21 protein-coding genes and 3 tRNA genes are annotated in these 19,853 nt (G+C 73.2%); 12 read left to right on the plus strand and 12 right to left on the minus strand.

The features are described from left to right. Positions 1 to 5 precede the first annotated feature (5 nt). The 5 genes from ACODR5_RS02405 to ACODR5_RS02425 form a co-directional block, all read right to left on the minus strand. Positions 6 to 1,013 carry a PhnD/SsuA/transferrin family substrate-binding protein gene (locus tag ACODR5_RS02405; RefSeq protein ID WP_488982613.1) on the minus strand — a complete coding sequence of 336 codons (1,008 nt, stop codon included), beginning with the start codon at positions 1,011 to 1,013 and terminating at the stop codon, positions 6 to 8. 8 nt (positions 1,014 to 1,021) lie between these two features. Further along, the gene (locus ACODR5_RS02410) at positions 1,022 to 1,726 is read right to left on the minus strand and encodes an HAD family hydrolase (RefSeq protein WP_488982614.1); all 705 of its coding nucleotides are present in this window, start codon (positions 1,724 to 1,726) and stop codon (positions 1,022 to 1,024) included. A 207-nt stretch (positions 1,727 to 1,933) separates the two neighbouring features. Then, positions 1,934 to 2,539 (minus strand): amino acid deaminase, encoded by a 606-nt coding sequence (locus tag ACODR5_RS02415; protein WP_488982615.1) that lies wholly within the window; start codon positions 2,537 to 2,539, stop codon positions 1,934 to 1,936. Next, complete coding sequence (locus ACODR5_RS02420) at positions 2,536 to 3,024, minus strand: YajQ family cyclic di-GMP-binding protein (protein ID WP_488982616.1); 489 nt, start codon at positions 3,022 to 3,024, stop codon at positions 2,536 to 2,538. The genes ACODR5_RS02415 and ACODR5_RS02420 overlap by 4 nt, the downstream gene beginning before the upstream one ends. A 22-nt stretch (positions 3,025 to 3,046) precedes the next feature. Further along, the gene (locus tag ACODR5_RS02425) at positions 3,047 to 3,496 is read right to left on the minus strand and encodes a hypothetical protein (protein WP_488982617.1); all 450 of its coding nucleotides are present in this window, start codon (positions 3,494 to 3,496) and stop codon (positions 3,047 to 3,049) included. A gap of 77 nt (positions 3,497 to 3,573) precedes the next feature. Here ACODR5_RS02425 and ACODR5_RS02430 point away from each other — a divergent pair, with 77 nt between their 5' ends. From ACODR5_RS02430 to ACODR5_RS02455, 6 genes are all read left to right on the plus strand, one after another. Next, positions 3,574 to 4,062, plus strand: a complete 489-nt coding sequence (locus tag ACODR5_RS02430; protein WP_488982618.1) for an FBP domain-containing protein — start codon at positions 3,574 to 3,576, stop codon at positions 4,060 to 4,062. Between the two features lie 88 nt (positions 4,063 to 4,150). Further along, positions 4,151 to 4,232, plus strand: a tRNA-Tyr gene (locus tag ACODR5_RS02435). Between the two features lie 100 nt (positions 4,233 to 4,332). Beyond that, a complete protein-coding gene (locus tag ACODR5_RS02440; protein WP_449854121.1) occupies positions 4,333 to 5,130 on the plus strand; it encodes an inositol monophosphatase family protein in 798 nt (265 codons plus the stop codon). 212 nt (positions 5,131 to 5,342) lie between these two features. Further along, positions 5,343 to 6,788 carry a M23 family metallopeptidase gene (locus ACODR5_RS02445; RefSeq protein ID WP_488982619.1) on the plus strand — a complete coding sequence of 482 codons (1,446 nt, stop codon included), beginning with the start codon at positions 5,343 to 5,345 and terminating at the stop codon, positions 6,786 to 6,788. 66 nt (positions 6,789 to 6,854) lie between these two features. Then, positions 6,855 to 6,926 (plus strand) — tRNA-Thr (locus ACODR5_RS02450). Positions 6,927 to 6,950: 24 nt separating this feature from the next. Beyond that, positions 6,951 to 7,024: transfer RNA gene (locus tag ACODR5_RS02455), tRNA-Met, on the plus strand. Positions 7,025 to 7,069: 45 nt separating this feature from the next. On the opposite strand, the gene ACODR5_RS02460 is transcribed toward ACODR5_RS02455, so the two are convergent. The 4 genes from ACODR5_RS02460 to ACODR5_RS02475 form a co-directional block, all read right to left on the minus strand. Beyond that, positions 7,070 to 7,486 (minus strand): alpha/beta fold hydrolase, encoded by a 417-nt coding sequence (locus ACODR5_RS02460; protein ID WP_488982620.1) that lies wholly within the window; start codon positions 7,484 to 7,486, stop codon positions 7,070 to 7,072. Positions 7,487 to 7,498: 12 nt separating this feature from the next. After that, positions 7,499 to 7,789, minus strand: a complete 291-nt coding sequence (locus ACODR5_RS02465; protein WP_488982621.1) for a hypothetical protein — start codon at positions 7,787 to 7,789, stop codon at positions 7,499 to 7,501. 145 nt (positions 7,790 to 7,934) lie between these two features. Then, complete coding sequence (locus ACODR5_RS02470) at positions 7,935 to 8,216, minus strand: DUF7882 family protein (RefSeq protein WP_488982622.1); 282 nt, start codon at positions 8,214 to 8,216, stop codon at positions 7,935 to 7,937. Positions 8,217 to 8,283: 67 nt separating this feature from the next. Next, positions 8,284 to 8,991, minus strand: coding sequence for an EAL domain-containing protein (locus ACODR5_RS02475; protein ID WP_449854126.1), 708 nt, complete (start codon positions 8,989 to 8,991; stop codon positions 8,284 to 8,286). Between the two features lie 243 nt (positions 8,992 to 9,234). Between ACODR5_RS02475 and ACODR5_RS02480 the strand changes: the two genes are divergently transcribed. Genes ACODR5_RS02480 through ACODR5_RS02500 form a run of 5 tightly spaced genes read left to right on the plus strand, consistent with a single transcriptional unit; the run spans position 9,235 to position 14,052 of the window. Further along, the gene (locus ACODR5_RS02480; RefSeq protein ID WP_488982623.1) at positions 9,235 to 11,190 is read left to right on the plus strand and encodes a diguanylate cyclase domain-containing protein; all 1,956 of its coding nucleotides are present in this window, start codon (positions 9,235 to 9,237) and stop codon (positions 11,188 to 11,190) included. Between the two features lie 58 nt (positions 11,191 to 11,248). Next, positions 11,249 to 12,040: a sulfite exporter TauE/SafE family protein gene (locus tag ACODR5_RS02485; protein ID WP_449854128.1), complete on the plus strand. Its 792-nt coding sequence runs from the start codon at positions 11,249 to 11,251 to the stop codon at positions 12,038 to 12,040. A gap of 37 nt (positions 12,041 to 12,077) precedes the next feature. Then, positions 12,078 to 12,524, plus strand: coding sequence for an FAS1-like dehydratase domain-containing protein (locus ACODR5_RS02490; protein WP_449854129.1), 447 nt, complete (start codon positions 12,078 to 12,080; stop codon positions 12,522 to 12,524). Next, a complete protein-coding gene (locus ACODR5_RS02495) occupies positions 12,521 to 12,916 on the plus strand; it encodes a MaoC/PaaZ C-terminal domain-containing protein (protein WP_449854130.1) in 396 nt (131 codons plus the stop codon). Before ACODR5_RS02490 ends, ACODR5_RS02495 begins: the two co-directional genes overlap by 4 nt. Next, complete coding sequence (locus ACODR5_RS02500; protein WP_488982624.1) at positions 12,913 to 14,052, plus strand: UDP-N-acetylmuramate dehydrogenase; 1,140 nt, start codon at positions 12,913 to 12,915, stop codon at positions 14,050 to 14,052. The genes ACODR5_RS02495 and ACODR5_RS02500 overlap by 4 nt, the downstream gene beginning before the upstream one ends. A 158-nt stretch (positions 14,053 to 14,210) precedes the next feature. Here ACODR5_RS02500 and ACODR5_RS02505 read toward each other — a convergent pair whose 3' ends face one another. From ACODR5_RS02505 to ACODR5_RS02515, 3 genes are all read right to left on the minus strand, one after another. Continuing rightward, the gene (locus ACODR5_RS02505; RefSeq protein WP_488982625.1) at positions 14,211 to 15,482 is read right to left on the minus strand and encodes a cell division initiation protein; all 1,272 of its coding nucleotides are present in this window, start codon (positions 15,480 to 15,482) and stop codon (positions 14,211 to 14,213) included. Positions 15,483 to 15,664: 182 nt separating this feature from the next. After that, positions 15,665 to 16,867 carry a pyridoxal phosphate-dependent aminotransferase gene (locus ACODR5_RS02510; RefSeq protein ID WP_488982626.1) on the minus strand — a complete coding sequence of 401 codons (1,203 nt, stop codon included), beginning with the start codon at positions 16,865 to 16,867 and terminating at the stop codon, positions 15,665 to 15,667. Positions 16,868 to 16,917: 50 nt separating this feature from the next. After that, positions 16,918 to 18,399, minus strand: a complete 1,482-nt coding sequence (locus ACODR5_RS02515) for a PucR family transcriptional regulator (RefSeq protein ID WP_488982627.1) — start codon at positions 18,397 to 18,399, stop codon at positions 16,918 to 16,920. A gap of 90 nt (positions 18,400 to 18,489) precedes the next feature. On the opposite strand from ACODR5_RS02515, the gene gabT reads away from it, so the two are divergent. After that, on the plus strand, positions 18,490 to 19,839 hold the full coding sequence (gabT, locus tag ACODR5_RS02520; RefSeq protein WP_488982628.1) for a 4-aminobutyrate--2-oxoglutarate transaminase: 1,350 nt from the start codon (positions 18,490 to 18,492) through the stop codon (positions 19,837 to 19,839). Positions 19,840 to 19,853: the final 14 nt, after the last annotated feature.

A 19,853-nucleotide genomic window follows, 5' to 3' on the forward strand; every position in this document is an offset into this window, starting at 1 on the left:
GGGGATCAGCCCTGGAACTGCGCGAGGATCTCGCCGTAGCGGGTGATCTCCTCCTCGGCCGTCTCGGCGGTCCAGTCGCTCAGGCCCACGAGGTCGAACATGACCGTGGCGGCCTCCTCCGACGAGTCGGCGTATTCGTCGAGCAGGGTGGTGAGCTCGTCGACGAGGTCGGCGGGCAGCGTGTTCGAGACGGCGACGCCTCCGTTGGGGATCATCTCGGTGTAGGCGAACGCGACGGCCTTGTCGGCGATGTCGGGCACCTCCGAGGTCACCGTGGTGCGGGCGTCCCAGTAGCCGAAGCCCACCTCGGCGTCGCCGTTGGCGACGGCGAGCACGGCGTTGTTGTTGCCCTCGACGGGGATCTGCTGGATGTCGGCGTCGGTGTCGATGCCGGCGTCGCGCATCGCGACGACCGGGTACTGGTACCCGGCCGGCGACGTGGCGGCCTGCAGGGCGACCTTCGCGCCGGCGATCTTCTCGAACGCCTCGACGCCCTTGGGGCCCTGGCCGGTGGCCGACGCGCCGGCCTCTTCCAGACCGTTGCAGTACGACAGCTCGATGCCGCTCGCGTCGTAGGTGGCCATGACCGGCTCGTCGTCGCAGTACTTGTCGGGGTTGTTCGTGTAGGCCACGGCGGCGTACGACGTGGCGCCGAAGCGCACGTCGCGCAGGATCAGCTCGGCGTCGTACTGCTCGATGGCGTTGTAGAGCGAGCCGGCGTCGGTGATGACGACCTGGGCCTGGTCGGCGCCGAGCGCCTCGACGGTGGCGGCGTAGTTGTTGGCGACGACGCCCTCGACCTCGATGCCGAGACCCTCCGAGAGGTAGTCGGTGAGGGGGCCGAGCGCCTCGGCGAGGTCCTCGCCCTCGACGGACGGGACGAGCGACAGCGTGATCGACTCCGGCCACTCGGTGGCGGCTTCGGCGTTGTCGGTGGTGTCGGACGTCGCGCAGCCGGCGAGTCCGAGGGCGAGCGCCGCGACGGCACCCGACGCGATCAGGGTCTTGCGCATGGGAGGGTTCACCTTTCGAGGGGGTGGCCCGTGCCGGGCAGCACGGGGGTCTGCGCGTCGGCCCGGCGGGCCCACGCGAGGATCTGGGGGGCGAGCTCGGCGAGGGTCGCCGCGCGCATGGTCACGTCGGCGGCGGAGCCGGCGGCCGTGGCGCCCACGAGGGCGGTGTCGGCGCCGAGCGCGGCGGCCGGGGCCAGGTCGTTCTCGACGATGTCGCCGATGGAGAGGACCGGTCCGCGCGCCAGCGCCTCCCGGATGATCGGGGCGAGGCCGGCGGGCTTGCCGCTGTCGTAGCGCAGCTCGTCGAAGTGCCGCCGCACGCCCCAGCTCTCGAGCAGCGCCTCCACGCCGAGCTCGGGGGCGTTGGTCGCCAGTATGACGCGCGTCGACGCGGGCAGCGCCTCGAGCAGCTCGGCCAGGCCGGGCGCCATGTCGACGGCGCCGTCGGGCCCGCCGAGCGCGGCGCGGCTGGCGAGGTACGCCTCCTGCGTGGCCGCCGCGTCGAGCCCCGCCTCCGCCGCGAGCGTGCCGACGACGTCGTAGCCGTCGCGGAAGCGCGACTCGGTGCCGTCATCGAACGCCGCGATCGTCCGCTCCACGAGTGCGAGGAACTCCGGGCCGACGCGCCGTGCGGCCTCGCGGGCGTACGCGAGCACCGCGCCGTTGCCGACGGCGACGGTGCCGTCGAAGTCGAACACCAGGGTCGCGGTCACCGGCACTCCTTCACGCTCGCGAACAATGCGTCCACGCTATGGCAAGTTCGTGGACGGATTGGTCACGAGGAGATGAACATCCGGTGACCGGTGCGTTCGCGGACCGCCCTCGCCGCGAGAATCCATGCCCGCGCCGAGAAGTCAGGCGCGCACGGATTCTCGGCGCGGCGATGGACTCTCGCCGGCCGGCGGGCGTGCGGGCAGGGCTCAGCGGGGGAGGGCGGCGTTCCAGCGCAGGCGCGGGGGTTCGGCTGCCGCCTCGCGCGCGAATTCGGCCGCGTCGGCGACCGGGAAGAGCGTGACGAGCCGCAGGCGCTGTCCCTCGTCCACGCCATAGCAGAGCACGCCGGATCCGCCGGAGCCGGCCGTGACGACCGCGCGCGTGGGAACGCCGTCGACGGGCACGTCGAGCACCGCGACGGCGTCGGCGGGCGGGTCCTGCAGCAGGGGCAGCGCCGCGGCGGTCACGCGCGCGAGCGGCGTCTCGTCCGGGCTGTCGCCGAGCCGGAACGCCGCCCCGGGCAGCCCGAGCGCGCAGGCGAGCACGCCGTCGTTCCAGCGGTCGCGCTTGTAGCCGTAGGGCGTGGGCACGTCGGAGAAGAAGTAGCCGTACACGTGCACGACGCCCGCGTTGCCGATCGGGAACTCCGCATCGATCCCCGCCGCGTCATGCAGCAGGTCGAACAGCTCGCGCGTGATGACGGGCGCCCCGACGTTCTCGTCGACGACGGTCGAGTGCCCCCACAGCTCGAGCCGCCCGGCGCGCGCGTCCTCGCGCACGCAGCGCAGCGCAGCGTCGAGCCCGTCGGTCACCGGTAGTTGACGAACTGGAGGTCGAGGTCGAGGTCCTTCGACTTCAGCAGGCGGATGACCTCCTGCAGGTCGTCGCGGCTCTTGCTCGAGACGCGCACCTCGTCGCCCTGGATCTGGCTCTTGACGCCCTTCGGGCCCTCGTCGCGGATGATCTTGCCGATCTTCTTCGCGTTGTCCTGATCGATCCCGTTCTTGAGGCTCGAGACGATCCGGTACTCCCTGCCGCTGGCCTGCGGCTCGCCCGAGTCGAGGCTCTTCAGCGAGATGCCGCGCTTGATGAGCTTCGACTGGAACACGTCGAGCACCGCGAGCGCGCGGTCGTCGCTGTTGGCCTTGATGAGGATCTGCTCACCGCTCCACTCGATCGAGGCGTCGGTGCCGCGGAAGTCGTAGCGCTGCTCGACCTCCTTGCGCGCCTGGTTGAGGGCGTTGTCGGCCTCCTGGCGGTCGACCTTGGAGACGATGTCAAAGGAGCTGTCTGCCATGGCCACAGCCTACCGGTGGGCCTCAATACGCGTAGACGTTCTCGGAGATCTGGGACGTGCCCTCGGGGCCGGGCGCGCCGTCGGGCACGACCGCGAAATGCCCCGTCTCGCCGTCCGTCTGCAGCCCCGCTCCCTCGTCGCTGCAGACGACGACCCAGGCCCCCTCGTCCCGATGGGAGAGGAGGCAGATGGCGCCGGGATCCTCGCCTCTCATGAGCCACAGGGAGGAGCCCTCGTGCTCGCCGACCGCGCGCGCCGAGTCGAGGTCTGCCCCGTCGCCCGCCTGCGCGGGCAGGTCGCCGGGGACGGCGTCCGCGGCCTCGGCCTCGCGATCGAGCACCGAGTACGTCGGGCCGGCCGCCGCGCAGCCGGCGAGGGCGAGCGCCGCGCATGCCGTGGCGAGCGCGAGCAGCGCGCGCCGGCGGGGGCGCATGGAGGCGGGGGCCGCTGAGCGGGCGGGATCGGGCGTCATGCGCCGAACCTATCGGCACCGGCGCCCGGTGCGCGAGCGATTCGTAGACTGGCGGCGACCGGAGGGAGGACGCAGACATGCGACCGATGACCGAGCAGGAGGTGCTCGACTCGCTCGTGAACGCCACGCCCGACGAGCGGAGGGTCGCGGCGCTCCCGCACGACTTCCCGCTCGTGGAGTGGGATCACCTCGACTTCCTCGCCTGGGCCGACCCGGATTCGCGCGGGCGCGGATACATCGTCGCCGAGATCGGCGGCGAGCCGACGGGCGTCGTCGTGCGGCGGGCGAACGGATCGTCGCGGGCGCGCGCCGCGTTCTGCAACATCTGCCGCACGATGCAGCCCGGCAACCAGGTGGCGCTGTTCACCGCGCGCAAGGCGGGGGAGGAGGGCGAGCTGGGCAACAGCGTGGGCACCTACATGTGCGCGGATCTGTCGTGTCACGAGAACGTGCGGCTCGCGCTGCCGCTCGCGCCGAACGAGTACCGCGCGAGCGTCGACATGAAGATCGACGGCACCGCCCGCCGCTCGCGCGAGTTCGTCGCCCGCGTGGCCGAGGCCGCCTGACGCGGCGATTTCGGCGCGACCGCCGCAGCGGGTACTATGGATGTTCGCGCCTCCGGTTGGCTGAACAAGTCGGCCGGGCGCGCATCCTGGTAGGTTGCCCGAGCGGCCAAAGGGATCTGACTGTAAATCAGACGGCTCAGCCTTCGGGGGTTCGAATCCCTCACCTACCACGTGCGAGGCCCGCATCCATCGGATGCGGGCCTCCGTCGTTCCCGGGGTCGTGGATCGCGCGGCACCGGGCGTTCACCGGGCGGCGATAGCGTGGGGAGCATGACGACTCCGGGGGAACTGCGGGCGCTGGCGCGCGAGATCGCGGCCGAGGCCGCCGAGCTGGCGGCGCGGCGCCGGGCCGAGGGGGTCGCGATCGCGGCGAGCAAGTCGACGCTCGCCGACATCGTGACCGAGGCCGACCGCGAGGTCGAGGCGCTCATCCGCGCGCGCCTCGCCGCGCAGCGACCGGATGACGCCTTCTACGGCGAGGAATCCGGCGCGGGGAGCGGCACGTCGGGGATCACGTGGGTGGTCGACCCGATCGACGGCACGGTGAACTACGCGTTCGGCATGCCGGCATGGGCCGTGAGCATCGGCGTGGTCGAGGGCGGCGCCGATCCGATGACCTGGCACGCGCTCGCCGGCGTCGTGCACGCGCCGGTGCTCGGCGAGGTGTTCGAGGCGGCCGCGGGCGAGGGCGCGTGGCTCGGCGGGCGGCGGCTCGAGGTCACGCGGGAGGCGCCGGCGGGCGCGCTCATCGCCACGGGCTTCAGCTACGACGCCGCGTCGCGCCAGGAGCAGCTCGCGCTCGTGCAGCGCGTGATGCCGCTCGCGCGCGACCTGCGCCGCATCGGCGCCGCGTCGCTCGATCTCGCGTACGTCGCGGCCGGCCGGCTCGACGCCTACTACGAGCGCGGGCTGCGTCCGTGGGATCTCGCCGCCGGCGCGCTGCTCGTGCAGGAGGCCGGCGGACGCGTGGGCTGGCACCCCGCCGACGAGCGCGGCCGCGCGATGATCGTGACCGGCGGCCCGGCGATCTTCGACGAGCTCTACGTCGCCGTCGCGCCCGACGCCTGACCGCTCCCATCCGTCACTCGGCGGGGGTGTCGGAAGATTTAACACGCCCGTTTCCCGAACCGGCGGCGTGGACTGGCGATGCCCAGGTTCATCCGGGTAGTGTGTGGGTTACCCGATCGTTATAGTCCGATCCCGACGGACGAGGCGGTCGGTGCCCCCGATACACGAGTGCCGATCCCCCGCGGCACCCGAGCGAAAGCCTCCGTACGCCCGTGCCTCACGACCTCCCCCCGGCCGAGCAGCCGACGCGCCTCTCGCGGCGCGCGCTGCGCGCCCAGGCAGCAGGTCTCGCCGCGGCGCTCGCGCAGGCCGAGGCGGCGGCATCGTCGGATCGCGCCGTGGCCGTTCCCGAGCGGCGCTCGGCGGAGGTCGCGCCCGTGGCGCACCCCCCGGCCCAGATCGCCCCTGCCGCAAGCGTGGAGCCCGCAACGGTGGAGCCCGCTGCCGAGGCGCCTGCGACGAGCAAGCCGACGCCCGCCGAGACCGTGCCGCTGACCCGTCGTCAGCGCCGTGCCCTCGCGCAGTCGGCTGCGCACAAGCCCGTCGACCTCGTCTCGGTCGAGGTCGACGACGCGGCCGCGGCCCCCGCGACGCCGCTCGAGGCCGCCGCCGAGGCGCCCGACGCCGAGTCCTCGATCGCGATCGACGAGGTCCCCGCGCCCGAGGTCATCGCTCCGACGGAGCCGGCGGAGCCCGCAGAAGCGGATGAGCCGGACGAGCAGTCCGAGCCCGTCGAGGCGGACGCCTCGAGCTCGTCGGACGATCCATTCGTCGAGGCCGTCCGCGCCTTCGGTGCGACCGGCGAGACCCCGGTCATCCGCGACGCCGCCGAGAGCGGGCGCGCCGAGGAGGCCGACCACGTCGCGCCGCGGCGCCCGCGCCGGCTGCGGCGCGTCATGGCCACCACCACCGCTTCGCTCGGCGTGATGGGGATCGTCGGCGCCCTCGCGGTGGGCCTGACCACGCCGATCGGCGCGATCGCCGCTCCCGCCGAGGGCGAGAACCCCGCGACCCTGGCCTCGGCGTCCGGCTCGATGGGCGGATCGAAGGCCGACATCCAGGCCTTCGTGGCGCCGGCCGACGTGACGGCGGAGGCGCTCGAGGCGTCGAGCTCGTACGCCTCGACGAGCTACAGCGAGCTCGCGGCCGCCGAGGGCATCAATGCCTCGGGCGCCGCCTTCACGAACGACCCGACGGCCGACATCCAGTGGCCGTTCCTCGTGGGCGTGGGCATCAGCTCGCCCTACGGGTACCGCTGGGGCCGGCTGCACGAGGGTCTCGACTTCGTGCCGGGCGCGGGCGCGCCGATCCAGGCGATCGCCGACGGCACCGTGCGCATCGCCACCGAGGCGGGCGGCTCGTACGGCGTGAACGTCTACATCGACCACATCATCGACGGCCAGCTCGTCACGAGCCACTACGCGCACATGCAGTACGGCTCGCTGCGGGTGGTGCCCGGCCAGCGCGTCGAGGTGGGCGACATCATCGGCCTCACGGGCAACACCGGCCGCTCGTACGGCGCGCACCTGCACTTCGAGATCATCATCGGCGGATCCACGATCGACCCGATGCCGTGGCTGCAGAAGTGGGCGGGCACGCACTATCCGGACGAGGCCGCCGCGGAGCCGGCGGGTCAGCCCGAGACCTCGGAGGGATGAGCCCCGGTTCGTGAAGGACCGCGGCGGGATGGTATTCTCTTCTGGTTGCCCGTGACCGGGCAGCACGCCCCGATAGCTCAGTGGCAGAGCACTTCCATGGTAAGGAAGGGGTCGTCAGTTCAATCCTGACTCGGGGCTCGCAGCATCTACGGATGCAGTCGCGGCGGAGTAGCTCAGTTGGTGAGAGCGCACGACTCATAATCGTGAGGTCGCGGGTTCAAGCCCCGCCTCCGCTACCGCATGCAGGCCCCCGGTTCGCCGGGGGCTTTCGCGTTCCCGGCTCAGGACGCCTGCCCGCGGGTGACCGCATCGCGCACGGCGACGACAAACGCTCCGGGGGCGTCGACCTGGAGGGCATGGCCACCGCGGGGGACGATCCTCAGTTCTGCGCCGTCGATCCCGCGGGCGAGCTCTCTCGCCGCGGGCAGACTGGGCCGGTCGGCAGACCCGCACAGCACCACGGTGGGGGCGTGTATCCGAGGGAGCGCATCGCGCAGATCCGCCCGCGCGCCGGCATCCAGCGCCGCGAGCAGTGCAGGCTTCTCCAGCCCTTCCGGAAGCCCGAGCAGTCGCGACGGGATGGCGGTGATGAGGGCCCGCTGCAGGGACATGAGCGCGCGCGGGGGCCGCACCTGTCCGTCGTCCCAGCTGGAAGCGGCCTGCCCGGCGCCGGCGATGAAGACGACCAGGTCGGCCACACGCCGATTCTCTCAGGCGGTCGCGCGCAGCGTGGCCTCGCGGCAGAGGTCGCGGATCGCGGCCGTGATGCTCGCGCGGGCGCCGATGGGACGCGTGTCGCCGAGGTGCGCGCCGGCGAGGCACTCCCAGCCGTCCTCGGTGGCGCAGACGTAGCCGACGACCGTGTCGTCGAGCAGGATCTGGTAGCAGTCGAGCCCCACGGGCACGATCTCGGCCTCGGGGGCCCGGCCGAGCGCGGGGTGCCCGGCGCTCATCGGCGCGTTGGTGCGCGAGGGGCGGGCGGTGGTGGTCGGGTCGGTCATCAGCGTCATCGTCTTCTCCGATCTCGACATCACGGTGGCAGCATGTGCGCTGCTGTCACCACTCTCCCGATGAGGCCCGCTTTCGCGGAATCGAGCGACGAGGCTTGACGACCGTATGCCGCACGGGCTATGGACCGGACGCTGCTCAGGGCGACGGAGTGAACGTGATCGATCCGGTCGCGCTCTCGGCGGCGATGCGCTCGAGGCGCGCGGGATCGGTCGAGGGCGGCGTGACGGCGTCGAACTCGAAGCGCAGGTCGATGGCCGGAGCCACCCAGATCGCCACGCGCTGCCGAGCCTCCGTCCACGACAGGAGGAACCCCTCGCGGCGACGCAGCTTGGTCACGACGACCGCCTTGACGTGTGCGAGCTCGTCGTCGTCCACCTCGACGGGGTCGGGGTGTCCGTCGTAGTAGAGGCGGCCCATCTCCACACCGTAGACCCCCGGGGCGTGCGGCGCCATGGCCTGCGCCATTCCGAGAGACGCGCGGGTCTCAGGCGGCGGCGTACGGCGCGGGGCGGCCGTAGAGGTAGCCCTGCGCGTAGTCGATGCCCGCGTCGACGGCGGTGCGGCGGTGCCGCTCGGTCTCCACACCCTCCGCGAGCGTCCTGGCGCCCACCATGCGCGCCGCCGCCACGTACGCGCGCAGCTTCCTCGCCTCGGTCAGTCCGTCGCCGTCCGCGGGGACGGCGTTCCACAGCAGGGACTTGTCGATCTTGACGATGTCGGGGCGCAGGTCGATGATGCGCTCGACGTTGGCGTGGTTGGTGCCGGCGTCGTCGATCAGGAGCATCGCGTCGAGCTCGTCGACGTGCTCGCGCACGCGGCTGTCGGTGCCGAGCACCGAGGTCTCGAGCAGCTCGATGCCCCAGCGCCGACCGCGAGGCAGGAGCGAGCGCACCTCGGGCCGCGCGATCGACTGCGCCGACAGGTTGATCGTCACGGAGTAGGACGCCGGGATGGCCGAGGCCGCCGCGACGGCGCTGCGCGCGAGCGCGAGCTCGAGCTCGACGATCCCGCACGCCGGGTCCGCCAGGTGCTCGGTAGGCGGCCGCCCGTCCTCGAACCGCGCGAGGGCCTCGTATCCGACGATCCCGCCGGTCCGCGTCGAGACGAGCGGCTGGAAGACGATGCGGTGCGCGGGCACGTCCCCTCGTCGCGTGGCACGACGTGCCTGATCGATGTCGCCCGTCACACTCATCCGTTCTCGTGGCGCGGTTCTCTCGAGCGCGACGTTACCAGTGTGACGGGTGGGAGTGGTGTGCCGATTTGCGCCGGAGACCCTCCCGAGAATGTCTTCCGGAATGCTGCCCGATAGTCCCCGGGCAGCTATGGCGGATGCCCAGGCCCGTTCGGTATGGTCAGGGCGCACTCGCACCCCCGACCACACAGCACCCGGCGGCCCGGTCACATGGCACCGCCGGAGTGCCCGAACCGGTGAGACATGGCACGTTCGAACGACAGGGTCCTGACTCCCCTCGTCAGCCGCGTGCGCCGGGCGTGGAAGCACCAGTCGCGCTTCTCGCTCACCACCGCCATCGGCTCGCTCTACTTCGCCGCGCTCGCCGGGGCGCACCTCCTCGCGCACGATCACGGCCCGGTGCAGGCCGCGCCCGAGGTCACGGTGCTGCTGTTCGGTCTGGCGGGCATGCTCGTGGCGCTCATCGCCGGGCGGCGGTTCCCCCGCTGGGCGGGGATGGCCCTGTCGTTCCTGCTGGGCGGCGGGATCGCGGCGGTCCTGACCTCGAGCGACCACCCCGGCACGGTGGTCGCGGCGCTCCTCGTCGTGCCCGTGCTGATGGTGTACCTCGGCTTCCAGCCCGCCGGCATGGCGCGCCTGGCCGCCGCCGTCGTCATCGCCATCTGCGCGGTGGCCGTCTTCGGCGGCCGCATCGAGCCGATGCACACATCGAGCGGGTCGTGGGTGGTCGTGTACGGCGGGATCGTGTGCTGGCTCGTGCTCGAGGTCTCGCTCGCGCTGGGGGAGGACCTCTCCCGCGTGGTGCGGACCGATCCCCTCACGGGAGCGCTCAACCGGCGGGGACTGAACCGCTACGTGCGCGAGACCCGCCGGTCGGGGGCGGAGCGCTGGATCCTCGTCGCCGACATCGACGGGCTCAAGCCCCTCAACGACCAGCACGGCCATGCCGCGGGCGACGCGCTGCTGCGGGCGACCGTCGCGTCGTGGCAGGAGGTGCTCGGGCCGAACGACGTGGTCGGGCGCTGGGGCGGCGACGAGTTCGTCATCATCTTCCGCGCCTCGGGCGAAGCGGCCGCGCGCGAGGTGGAGGCGCGCCTGCGCGAGGCAGCCGCGCAGCCGTTCAGCGCCGGGCTGGTGCGGCTGCAGTACGGGCCGGGGCTCGACATGCTCGTGCGTCTCGCCGACGACGACCTGTACCGCGAGAAGCGCGAGCGACCGCCGCGGGCCGACACCATCACCGCGCCGGTGATCACGGGCGACACGGTGGACGAGAGCGTGCAGGCCTGGCCGGCGCTCGTGTCGATCGGGGCGGCCGCCCTCTACGTCGCCAGCGCCGCCGTCGGCCTGATGTCGGCGATGACCGTGTGGCAGGTGGTGGCCGAGACCGCGGCCGTTGCCGTCGGCGTGGCGGCCATCTTCGTCGCGGTCCGGCTCGGCGCGCGCTACCCCCACTGGGGCGTCCTCGTCTGGGCGGGCGTGATGGCGGTCACCCTCATGGTGCGGGCGGGCGTGCGCGACGACGCGGACGGGCTCATCGAGCTGCTGTTCTGCCTGCCGCTGTTCGCGGTGATCTCGGGGTGGTTCTATCGCCGCCGCGTCGGGCGCTCCTTCCTGGCCGCCATCATCCTCGGCGTGCTCGCGACGGTGGCGTTCCTTCCCGCGGAGGTCGCCGAGGCGGTCGGATCGATGCCGCTCGTCGCGGCCATCGCCACCGCCTGGCTGCTGCTCGAGGCGGTGCACGCCGTGCGCCACGGGGAGCGCACGCTCGCCGAGACCGATCCCCTCACGCACGCCCTGAACCGCCTCGGCCTCGACCGCGCCTTCGAGCGCGCCGCCGAGCGCACGCGGCGGCGGGGGCTGCCGCTCGCCTACGTCGCCGTCGACTTCGACGGCTTCAAGCAGATCAACGACGAGCAGGGCCACGACGCGGGCGACCGCCTGCTCCAGTCCGCGGTGGAGGCGTGGCGCGACGCGCTGCGCGCGGACGACGTGATCGGCCGGGTGGGCGGCGACGAGTTCGTCATCCTCCTGCCGGGTGCGTCGGCCGCCGCAGCCGAGGCGACGATGACGCGCCTGCACGCCGAGGCGGGCGGCGGCTGGTCGTGGGGCGTGGCCGAGCTGCGCGACGGCGACGACGCCGCGTCGGTCGGAGCGCGCGCCGATGCGGTGCTCTACGCGGCCAAGGCCGCCCGGAACTGATCCGCGGGGCGAACCGCCGGGGTAGCGTGGAGCGGTTGCCGCCGAGAACAGGAGCCCGATGACCGCCGACGCCCGCACCCCCAGGACCTACCTCGCGTTCGTGGCGATCGGCCTCGTCTCCGGCTTCATGTCCGGCCTGTTCGGCGTGGGCGGCGGCACCGTGATCGTGCCTCTGCTCGTGCTGCTGGCGGCGTTCGGGCAGAAGCTCGCCTCGGGCACGTCGGGCGCGTCGATCATCGTCACCGCCGCGGTCGGCGTCATCTCCTATGCCGCGCACGATCAGGTGAACTGGCTGGCGGCGGCGCTGCTCGCCGTCGGCGGTGTGGTCGGCGCGCCGATCGGGGCGCAGCTGCTGCATCGGATCAGCGAGGCGGCCCTGCGCTGGATCTTCGTCGGCTTCCTCGTCGTCGTCATGATCAGCCTCTTCTTCATCATCCCGGACCGCAGCGCAGACGTGCCGATGAACGTGTGGATCGGGCTCGCGCTCATCGCGACGGGGGTCGTCACGGGCGTGCTGTCCGGCCTCATCGGCGTGGGCGGCGGGATCATCGTCGTGCCGGTGCTGATCCTCCTCTTCGGCGCGAGCGACCTCGTCGCCAAGGGCACGTCGCTGCTCATGATGATCCCCACGACCATGTCGGGCGCGTGGCGCAACTGGCGCAACCGCAACATCGACTGGGCGGCCGCGGGGGTGATCGCCCTGGCGACGTGCGTCACGACGCCGCTCGGGGCGATCGTCGCCGGCGTCGTGGACCCCGTCGTGGCGAACTGGCTGTTCGTGGCGTTCCTCGTGCTCATCGCCGCGCAGATGGCGCAGCGCGCGATCCGCGCCGGCCGCCAGGGCCGCTGACCGGGAGCGGCCACGACAAGCCGCGTAGGATCGAACGGTGGCCGTGAATCCTGATCTCGTCGGCCGGGAGTTCCCGCCGACGCCGCCGTACCTCGTGGGTCGCGAGAAGGTGCGCGAGTTCGCGCGCGCCGTGCTCGCGCAGTCCCCGCAGCATCACGACGTCGAGGCCGCGCGCGCCCTCGGCTACGCCGATGTCGTGGCGCCGCCGACCTTCGCGATGGTCGTGCAGGACCTCACGCTGCAGCAGCTGCTGGGCGACGAGTCCGCCGGCATCGTGCTGGAGCGCACGGTGCACGCCGAGCAGCGGTTCCGCTACTCGCGCCCGATCGTGGCCGGCGACGAGCTCACCGCCACGCTGCGCGTGACGCAGGTGCGCGCGATGGGCGGCGCGTCGATGGTCACGAGCGAGTCGGACGTCGTCGACGCCGACGGTGCGCACGTGGTCACGACCACCTCGATCCTCGTCGTGGGAGGGGCCGAATGAACGCCGGAGACGTGCTCGCCGAGCGCACCGTGCACCTCACGCGCGAGTCGCTCGTGCGCTACGCCGGGGCGTCGGGCGACTTCAACCCGATCCACTACCGCGACGATGTCGCCCAGCGCGTGGGCCTGCCCGGCGTGCTCGCGCACGGCATGCTCACCATGGGCATCGCCGGATCGGTCGTGGCCGATGCGCTCGGCGACGCCGGCCGCATCCTCGAGTACGGCGTGAAGTTCACCAAGCCCGTCGTCGTCGACGCCGAGGCCGGCGCGGACGTGGCGATCGTCGCCACCGTCGGCAAGGTCGAGGACGACGGCACGGCGCGCGTGGACCTGACGGTGAGCCACGGCGAGACGAAGGTGCTCGGCAAGGCCCAGTTGCGGGTGCGGGTGTGACGGAGCCGGCCGAGTCGATCCCGCTGTCGCGGCTGACGACCCTGCAGGTGGGCGCCGCGCCCGCCCGCATGGTCGAGGCGCGCACGCGCGATGAACTCGTCGCGGCCCTGCGGGAGGTGTGGGCCGACGGCGACGACTGGTTCGTGCTCGGCGGCGGATCGAACCTGCTGGCGGGAGACGAGCCCTTCGACGGCACCGTCGTGCGGATCCTCACGACCGGCTTCGCAGAGGTTCCCGGCGCGCCGGAGGGGCGCGTGCGCGTGCGCGTGGGGGCGGGGCAGAACTGGGACGAGCTCGTGGCCTGGTCGGTGTCGCAGGGCCTGCGCGGCATCGAGGCGATGTCGGGCATCCCCGGCACGGCCGGCGCGGCGCCCATCCAGAACGTCGGCGCCTACGGGCAGGAGATCGTGCAGACGCTCGTCGAGGTCGAGCTGATCGACGAGGCCACCGGCGAGGTGCACGTGGTGCCCGCCGCCGAGCTGGGGCTCGGCCCGCGCACCTCCGACCTGAAGCGGCACTACGGCGAGGAGCCCGCGCGCTCGGCGGTGATCCTCTCGCTCACGCTCGAGCTCGAGCGCGTGGGCACGGATCCGCGCCCCGTCACGGACGCGCGCATCGCCTCGGCGATCGGCCTGCCGCCGGGTGCGGAGGCCTCGCTGGCGTCGATCCGCGACACCGTGCTGCGCATCCGCGCGGCCAAGGGCATGGTGCTCGACGCCGCCGACGACGACACCCGCAGCGCCGGCTCGTTCTTCAACAACCCGATCGTCACCGAGCAGGAGGCGCGCTCGCTGCCCGCCGACTGCCCGCGCTGGCCGATGGAGCCCGACATCGACGCCGTCTCGGTGATCCCGCTCGAGCGGTTCGACGGGTGGGTGCCCGCCCCCGCGCCACGCCAGGCGCCCGTGAAGGTGAGCGCGGCGTGGCTCATCGAGCACTCGGGCCTGCGCAAGGGGTTCCGGCTCGGCCGCTCGCGCGCCTCGCTGTCGACCAAGCACACCCTCGCGATCACGAACCGCGGGGGAGCGACCGCCGGCGAGATCGCGGAGCTCGCCCGCTTCGTGCAGATGCGCGTGGCGCAGGAGTTCGGCATCGAGCTGCGCCCCGAGCCGGTGTTCGTCGGCGTGGAGCTGTGAGCGGCCGCTGACGCCGTTCGGCGGCCGCCCCGGCGGGCCCGGGGCTCAGTCGGCGCGCGCCGGTCTCTTTGTCCGCAAGTCTCTGCCAAGTCCGCGCGTCTGAACAGCCGGATTCGACAGAGACTTGCGGACATGGGCTCGGCCGGCGGGCCCGGGGCTCAGTCGGCGCGCGAGGGCTCGCCCTGTGCGTCGGCATCGGCGTCGGGCGCCTCGGGCGCGGCGGAGAGCGGGCCGTCGGGGCGGATCAGCTCGCGCACCTCCGCCATGAAGCTCGTCAGCTGCTGCTGCTGCCAGCGCAGCTGGCGGGCGCGGTCCTCGGCGTCGTGCAGCACGGCCGTCGTGTGCCCCGTGACCGTCTCGACGATCTTCTGGGCCTTCGCCCGCGCGCGCTCGAGCGTCTCGCGGGCGCGCACCTGCGCGTCGGCCTCGATCTGCGCCGCCTGCGCGCGCATCAGGCGCTCGTAGTCGTCGGCCTTCGCCGAGATCCGCTGGGCGTGCTCGAGCGATGCGGCGACCTGCTCGTTCGCATCCGCCGTGATGCGCTCGGCGTGCGCCACGGCCTGGTTGTGCAGCACGAGGAACTCCTGCTGCGCGTCGTCCTGGCGGCGGGTGAGCGACTCCTCGAACTCCAGCAGGCGGGCGTTCATCTCGCGCACCTCGCGCTCCGTGTCGGCGCGCAGCTGCGAGGTCTCGCTCGTCACGAGCGCGCGCAGCGCGGCGGCGCCCTTCTCGGCCTCGGTGCGGATCGCGGCCGCCTCGCGCTCGGCCTGCGCCACCTTCTCGGCGGCGTGCTTCGCCTCGCGCTCGATGCGGGCCTCGTGCGCCATGTACTCCGTCTCCATCTTGAGACGGATCTGGTCGGCGTCGTGCTGGGCCTGCGCCGTGATGCGCGCCACATCGGCGTCGAGCTCGGCGCGCTGCGCGGCGACGTCGTCGCGCGCGGCCTCGAGCAGGCGCTCGGCCTGCAGCGCGGTGTTCTGGATGAGCGTGTTCGCCTGCTCCTCGGCCACGCGCAGCACGGCCTCGAACTGCTGACGGGTCTGCGGCTGATCGCCGTCGCCCGCGCCGTCCGAGAGCTCCGTCGTGAGCGCGGCGATCTGCTGCTCCGCCTCTGCGGCCTTCGCCTGCGCCGCCGCGAGCTGCGCGGCGCGCTCCTCCGACTCGGCGCGCAGCCGCTCGGCCTCCGCGCGCAGCCGCTCGGCCTCGGCGCGCTGCTCCTCGAGCTCCTGGCGGTGCCGGTCCTCGAGCGAGGCGAGCCGCGCCGAGACGCTCTGCAGCTTCGTGCCGAGGTCGGCGACCGCCGCGTCCACCTCCTCGCGGTCGTAGCCGCGGAAGCCGATCGAGAACTCGGCCTGCTCCGGCGATCCCGTCGGGAACAGGTCGTCGAATTCTTCGCGGCGACCGCCGCCGTCGGTCGTGGACGTGCTCATGCGGAGGCGTCTCCCTGCAGTCGGGGTTCACGCGACGCGTGTCGCGCGGGTGGGGGAGGGTGCAGGGGCGCTTCCGTAGGACCGAGCCTGCGTGTTCATCGTAGGAGGCCGTGGGGTGCGCCTCAATGGAACCGGACGGATCCGGACGGCATATATCGGCAGCGAGGGGCGGTCGCGGCCGCTCAGGCGCCGAACAGGCGCTGCAGGCGGCGCACCCCCTCGAGCAGCTGGTCGTCGCCGAGTGCGTACGACAGGCGCAGGAAGCCGCTGGGGCCGAACGCCTCGCCGGGCACGACGGCCACCTCGGCCTCGTCGAGGATCAGGTCGGCCAGCTCGAGCGAGCTCTCGACGCGTCGCCCGGCCCATTCGCGGCCGAGCAGGCCCGTCACGTCGGGGTATGCGTAGAAGGCGCCCTGCGGGGTCGGCACCGAGACGCCGGGGATCTTCGACAGCTCGTCGACGATCAGGCGGCGGCGGCGGTCGAACGCCTCGCGCATCCGGTCCACCTCGTCCTGCGGCCCGCTCAGCGCCGCGATCGCGGCGCGCTGCGCGACGTTGTTGACGTTGCTCGTGAGGTGCGACTGCAGGTTCGCCGCGATCCTGATCGCGTCGGCCGGGCCGATCATCCAGCCCACGCGCCAGCCCGTCATGGCGTAGGTCTTCGCCACGCCGTTGACGAGGATCGTCTGGCCGGCCAGCTCGGGCACGGCCTCTACGATCGAGACGGCCCGCGCCCCGTCGTAGGTGAGGTTCTGGTAGATCTCGTCGGTGATCACCCAGATGCCGTGCGCGAGCGCCCATTCGCCGATCGCGCGCGTCTCCTTCTCGGTGTACACCGATCCGGTGGGGTTGGAGGGCGAGACGAACACGAGCGCCGTCGTGCGATCGGTGCGCGCGGCCTCCAGCTGGTCGACCGTCACCTTGTAGTCCTGCTCGGACCCGGCGAACACCTCGACGGGCGTGCCGTCGGCGAGCTGGATCGCCTCCGGGTAGGTCGTCCAGTACGGCGCGGGCAGCAGGACCTCGTCACCGGGGTTCACGACGGCCTGGAACGCCTGGTAGACCGACTGCTTGCCGCCGTTGGTCACGATGATCTGCGACGGCGAGACCTCCAGGCCCGAGTCGCGCAGCGTCTTCGCGGCGATCGCCTCGCGCAGCGCCGGCAGGCCCGCGGCGGCGGAGTAGCGGAAGTTGGCGGGGTTGCGCAGGGCCTCCGCCGCGGCGTCGACGACGAACTGCGGCGTCGCGAAGTCCGGCTCGCCCGCGGCATAGGAGATGACGGGGCGCCCCTCCGCCTTGAGCGACTTCGCCTTGGCGTCGACCTTCAGGGTCGCCGATTCGGCGATGGCGGAGATCTTGCGGGAGAGGGGGGCGCGTTCGGTCACGCGTCCATCGTAGGACCCGTCGCCGCCGCTGTGCAGGGCCCCCGCGGCCCTCACGCCGTGGCGCGGAGGGCGGCCCACAGATCCGCGCGCGCCGCGAACGACGTCAGCTCGCGCCCGAGCAGGTCCTCGGCGCGGACGATGCGGGCGCGGACGGTGTGGCGGTGAACGCCCAGGGCGCGGGCGGCGTCCTCGTAGCGCGCGTCGTGCTCCAGCCAGACCCGCAGCGTCGCGGCGAGGGAAGGATGCGCGTCGAGCGGGGCCAGCGCCGCACGCGCGGCGGCGCGGGCATCATCCCCGAGCACGTCGAGCACGGCGATGTCGCCCTCGCGGAACACCGCGACGCCGTCGCGGGCGCGGTCGCGCGCCGCGCGGGCCTGATCGATCGCGCGGGCCAGGTGATCGTAGGCGGTGGGGGGCGACACCCCCACGGGCGCGGCGAACCGCTGCGCGATGTCGCCGAACACGTCGGGCGCGCCGCGACCGGCGATCACCGCAACGCCGCCGCCCGGGTGCGCGCCGAACGCCAGGCGCCCGCGCAGCTGCGCGGCCCGCAGCTCGAGGTAGGACAGCACAGCGTCGGAGTCGTCGCTCGTCAGCGCGACGGTGATCGGCTCGGCCGGCAGCCCGCCCCAGGGCGCCGTGACATCGCGGGCGAGGGGGAGCTCGCCGCGCAGGAGCGCGCGCAGCACGCCCTCGCGCAGGCTCGCGCGCGCGAGCGACAGCTCCTCGCGTTGCTCGAGCGCGAACCCGGCCATCGCGACGACCGTGGTGACGACCCCGCGCTCCTCCTGATCCAGTCGGCCGTCCGCCGCCGCCTCGACCGCCAGCGCCCCGCGCAGCGCCCCGCCGCGCCCGAGCGTCTGGATCTGGAACGCGCGCCCGTCGAGCGGCACCGTCTCAGCCGCCCTCACCCCGACGCCGAGGATGCGCGTGACCTCGGCCTGCAGGCCGTGCGCGGCGGCGAGTGCCAGGCGGCCCGGCCGCGCATGGGTGGGCGTGCCCGTCGCGTCGTAGAGGCCCACCCAGCGTCCGAGCTGCGTGGCGAGCTCGGCGAGCGTGGCACCGAGAGGATCGGGCCGGAGCGCGGCGAGCGAGATCGCTCGCTGCGCGGCGAGCGCCCAGCTGCGGCGGGCGAAGGCTTCGGCCGCGAGGGCGTCGGCGTTGGCGCGGGCCACGGCGATGAAGGGCGTGCGGAAGGGCACCTCGAACAGGGCGAGCTTTGCCGCGGCGCACGCGGCGATCAGGCCGTCGGGCACCCCCTGGCGCACCACCTCCGTGCCGAACCCGAGCGCGGCCACCCCGCGGGCGACGAGCCGATCGACGTAGGGCTCGAAGCCCTCCGCGCCGTCGAACTGCGTGCCGGTCGTGAGCAGCGCCACGTCCTCGTCGAGGAACGGCGTCGGGTCGGCGAGGTCGGAGGAGTGCACCCATCGCAGCGGCCGGTCGAGCGTGTCGTCGCCGATCTCGCCGATCGCCCGCAGGCCGAGGTCGCGCCGGGCGAGCAGCGAGCGCAGTGTCGGACGATCGGCCATCTCGCTCCTATACGTTGCGGCGAAGAAATCGCCTCAGCTTAGCCGCGCTGTATAGCGGTGCGGAAGGCCACGCCGCCCTAGCATCGCCGCATGACCACTCCCGCACTCGACCTCGTCGGCGGGCCCGCCCTCCCCCAGGAGCGTCGCCTCGTCACGCCGATCCCCGGCCCCCGCTCCCAGGAGCTGATGGCCCGCAAGCACGCGGCCGTGGCCGCCGGCGTCGGGGTCGGCTCGCCCGTCTCCACGGTGGCCGCGGGCGGCGGCGTGATCATCGACGCCGACGGCAACTCGCTCATCGACCTGGGGTCGGGCATCGCCGTGACGAGCGTCGGCAACGCGCACCCGGCCGTCGCCCGCGCGATCGCCGATCAGGCCGCCCGCTTCACCCACACGTGCTTCATGGTCGCGCCGTACGAGTCGTACGTCGCCGTGGCTGAGGCCCTCAACCGGCTCACGCCCGGCGCGCACGCCAAGCGCACCGCCCTGTTCAACACGGGGGCGGAGGCGGTCGAGAACGCGGTGAAGATCGCCCGCAAGCACACCGGCCGAGGCGCCGTCGTCGCCTTCGAGCACGGCTACCACGGCCGCACCAACCTCACGATGGCGCTGACCGCCAAGGCGATGCCCTACAAGAGCGGCTTCGGGCCCTTCGCGCCGGAGGTGTACCGCGCCCCGCTGTCGTACCGGTTCCGCGACGGGCTCACCGGCCCCGAGGCCGCGCAGCGGGCGATCTCGGCGATCGAGAAGCAGATCGGCGCCGAGAACCTCGCGGCGATCGTGATCGAGCCGATCCAGGGCGAGGGCGGGTTCATCGTCCCCGCCGAGGGCTTTCTGCCGGCGCTCGCGCGGTGGGCGAGCGAAAACGGCGTCGTCTTCATCGCCGACGAGGTGCAGACCGGCTTCGCCCGCACGGGGGCGATGTTCGCCAGCGAGCACGAGGGCATCGTCCCCGACCTCATCACCACGGCGAAGGGCATCGCGGGCGGCATGCCGCTGGCGGCGGTGACGGGCCGCGCCGAGATCATGGACGCCGCGCACGCGGGCGGGCTCGGCGGGACCTACGGCGGCAATCCGGTCGCGTGTGCCGCGGCCCTGGCCGCCATCGACGCCTATGAGAACGAGGGGCTCGTCGACCGGGCGGGCGACATCGGCGCGATCCTCGTCGAGCGCCTCACGGCCCTGCAGGTGACCGACCCGCGGATCGGCGAGGTCCGCGGGCGCGGCGCGATGGTGGCGATCGAGCTCGTCGATCCGGAGACGAACGCGCCCGATGCGGCGCTGGCGTCGGCGACCGCGCGCAACGCGCTCGAGCGGGGCGTGATCCTCCTCACGTGCGGCACGTTCGGCAACGTCATCCGGTTCCTGCCGCCCCTCGCGATCGGCGACGAACTGCTGCACGATGGCCTCGACGTCGTCGCCGAGGCCCTCGCGGCCGCCTGAACACGGAACGGAGA

The organism is Microbacterium sp. FG3 (assembly GCF_057809335.1).

What these genes read in the sequence shown, in the direction of transcription:
- ACODR5_RS02420 (WP_488982616.1), bottom strand. Translation starts at nt 3,024, where the DNA reads ATGGCAGACAGCTCCTTTGACATCGTCTCCAAGGTCGACCGCCAGGAG.
- ACODR5_RS02495 (WP_449854130.1), top strand. Translation starts at nt 12,521, where the DNA reads ATGAACGCCGGAGACGTGCTCGCCGAGCGCACCGTGCACCTCACGCGC.
- ACODR5_RS02465 (WP_488982621.1), bottom strand. Translation starts at nt 7,789, where the DNA reads ATGACCGACCCGACCACCACCGCCCGCCCCTCGCGCACCAACGCGCCG.
- ACODR5_RS02425 (WP_488982617.1), bottom strand. Translation starts at nt 3,496, where the DNA reads ATGACGCCCGATCCCGCCCGCTCAGCGGCCCCCGCCTCCATGCGCCCC.
- ACODR5_RS02505 (WP_488982625.1), bottom strand. Translation starts at nt 15,482, where the DNA reads ATGAGCACGTCCACGACCGACGGCGGCGGTCGCCGCGAAGAATTCGAC.
- ACODR5_RS02440 (WP_449854121.1), top strand. Translation starts at nt 4,333, where the DNA reads ATGACGACTCCGGGGGAACTGCGGGCGCTGGCGCGCGAGATCGCGGCC.
- gabT (WP_488982628.1), top strand. Translation starts at nt 18,490, where the DNA reads ATGACCACTCCCGCACTCGACCTCGTCGGCGGGCCCGCCCTCCCCCAG.
- ACODR5_RS02475 (WP_449854126.1), bottom strand. Translation starts at nt 8,991, where the DNA reads ATGAGTGTGACGGGCGACATCGATCAGGCACGTCGTGCCACGCGACGA.
- ACODR5_RS02485 (WP_449854128.1), top strand. Translation starts at nt 11,249, where the DNA reads ATGACCGCCGACGCCCGCACCCCCAGGACCTACCTCGCGTTCGTGGCG.
- ACODR5_RS02405 (WP_488982613.1), bottom strand. Translation starts at nt 1,013, where the DNA reads ATGCGCAAGACCCTGATCGCGTCGGGTGCCGTCGCGGCGCTCGCCCTC.
- ACODR5_RS02470 (WP_488982622.1), bottom strand. Translation starts at nt 8,216, where the DNA reads ATGGGCCGCCTCTACTACGACGGACACCCCGACCCCGTCGAGGTGGAC.
- ACODR5_RS02480 (WP_488982623.1), top strand. Translation starts at nt 9,235, where the DNA reads ATGGCACGTTCGAACGACAGGGTCCTGACTCCCCTCGTCAGCCGCGTG.
- ACODR5_RS02430 (WP_488982618.1), top strand. Translation starts at nt 3,574, where the DNA reads ATGCGACCGATGACCGAGCAGGAGGTGCTCGACTCGCTCGTGAACGCC.
- ACODR5_RS02515 (WP_488982627.1), bottom strand. Translation starts at nt 18,399, where the DNA reads ATGGCCGATCGTCCGACACTGCGCTCGCTGCTCGCCCGGCGCGACCTC.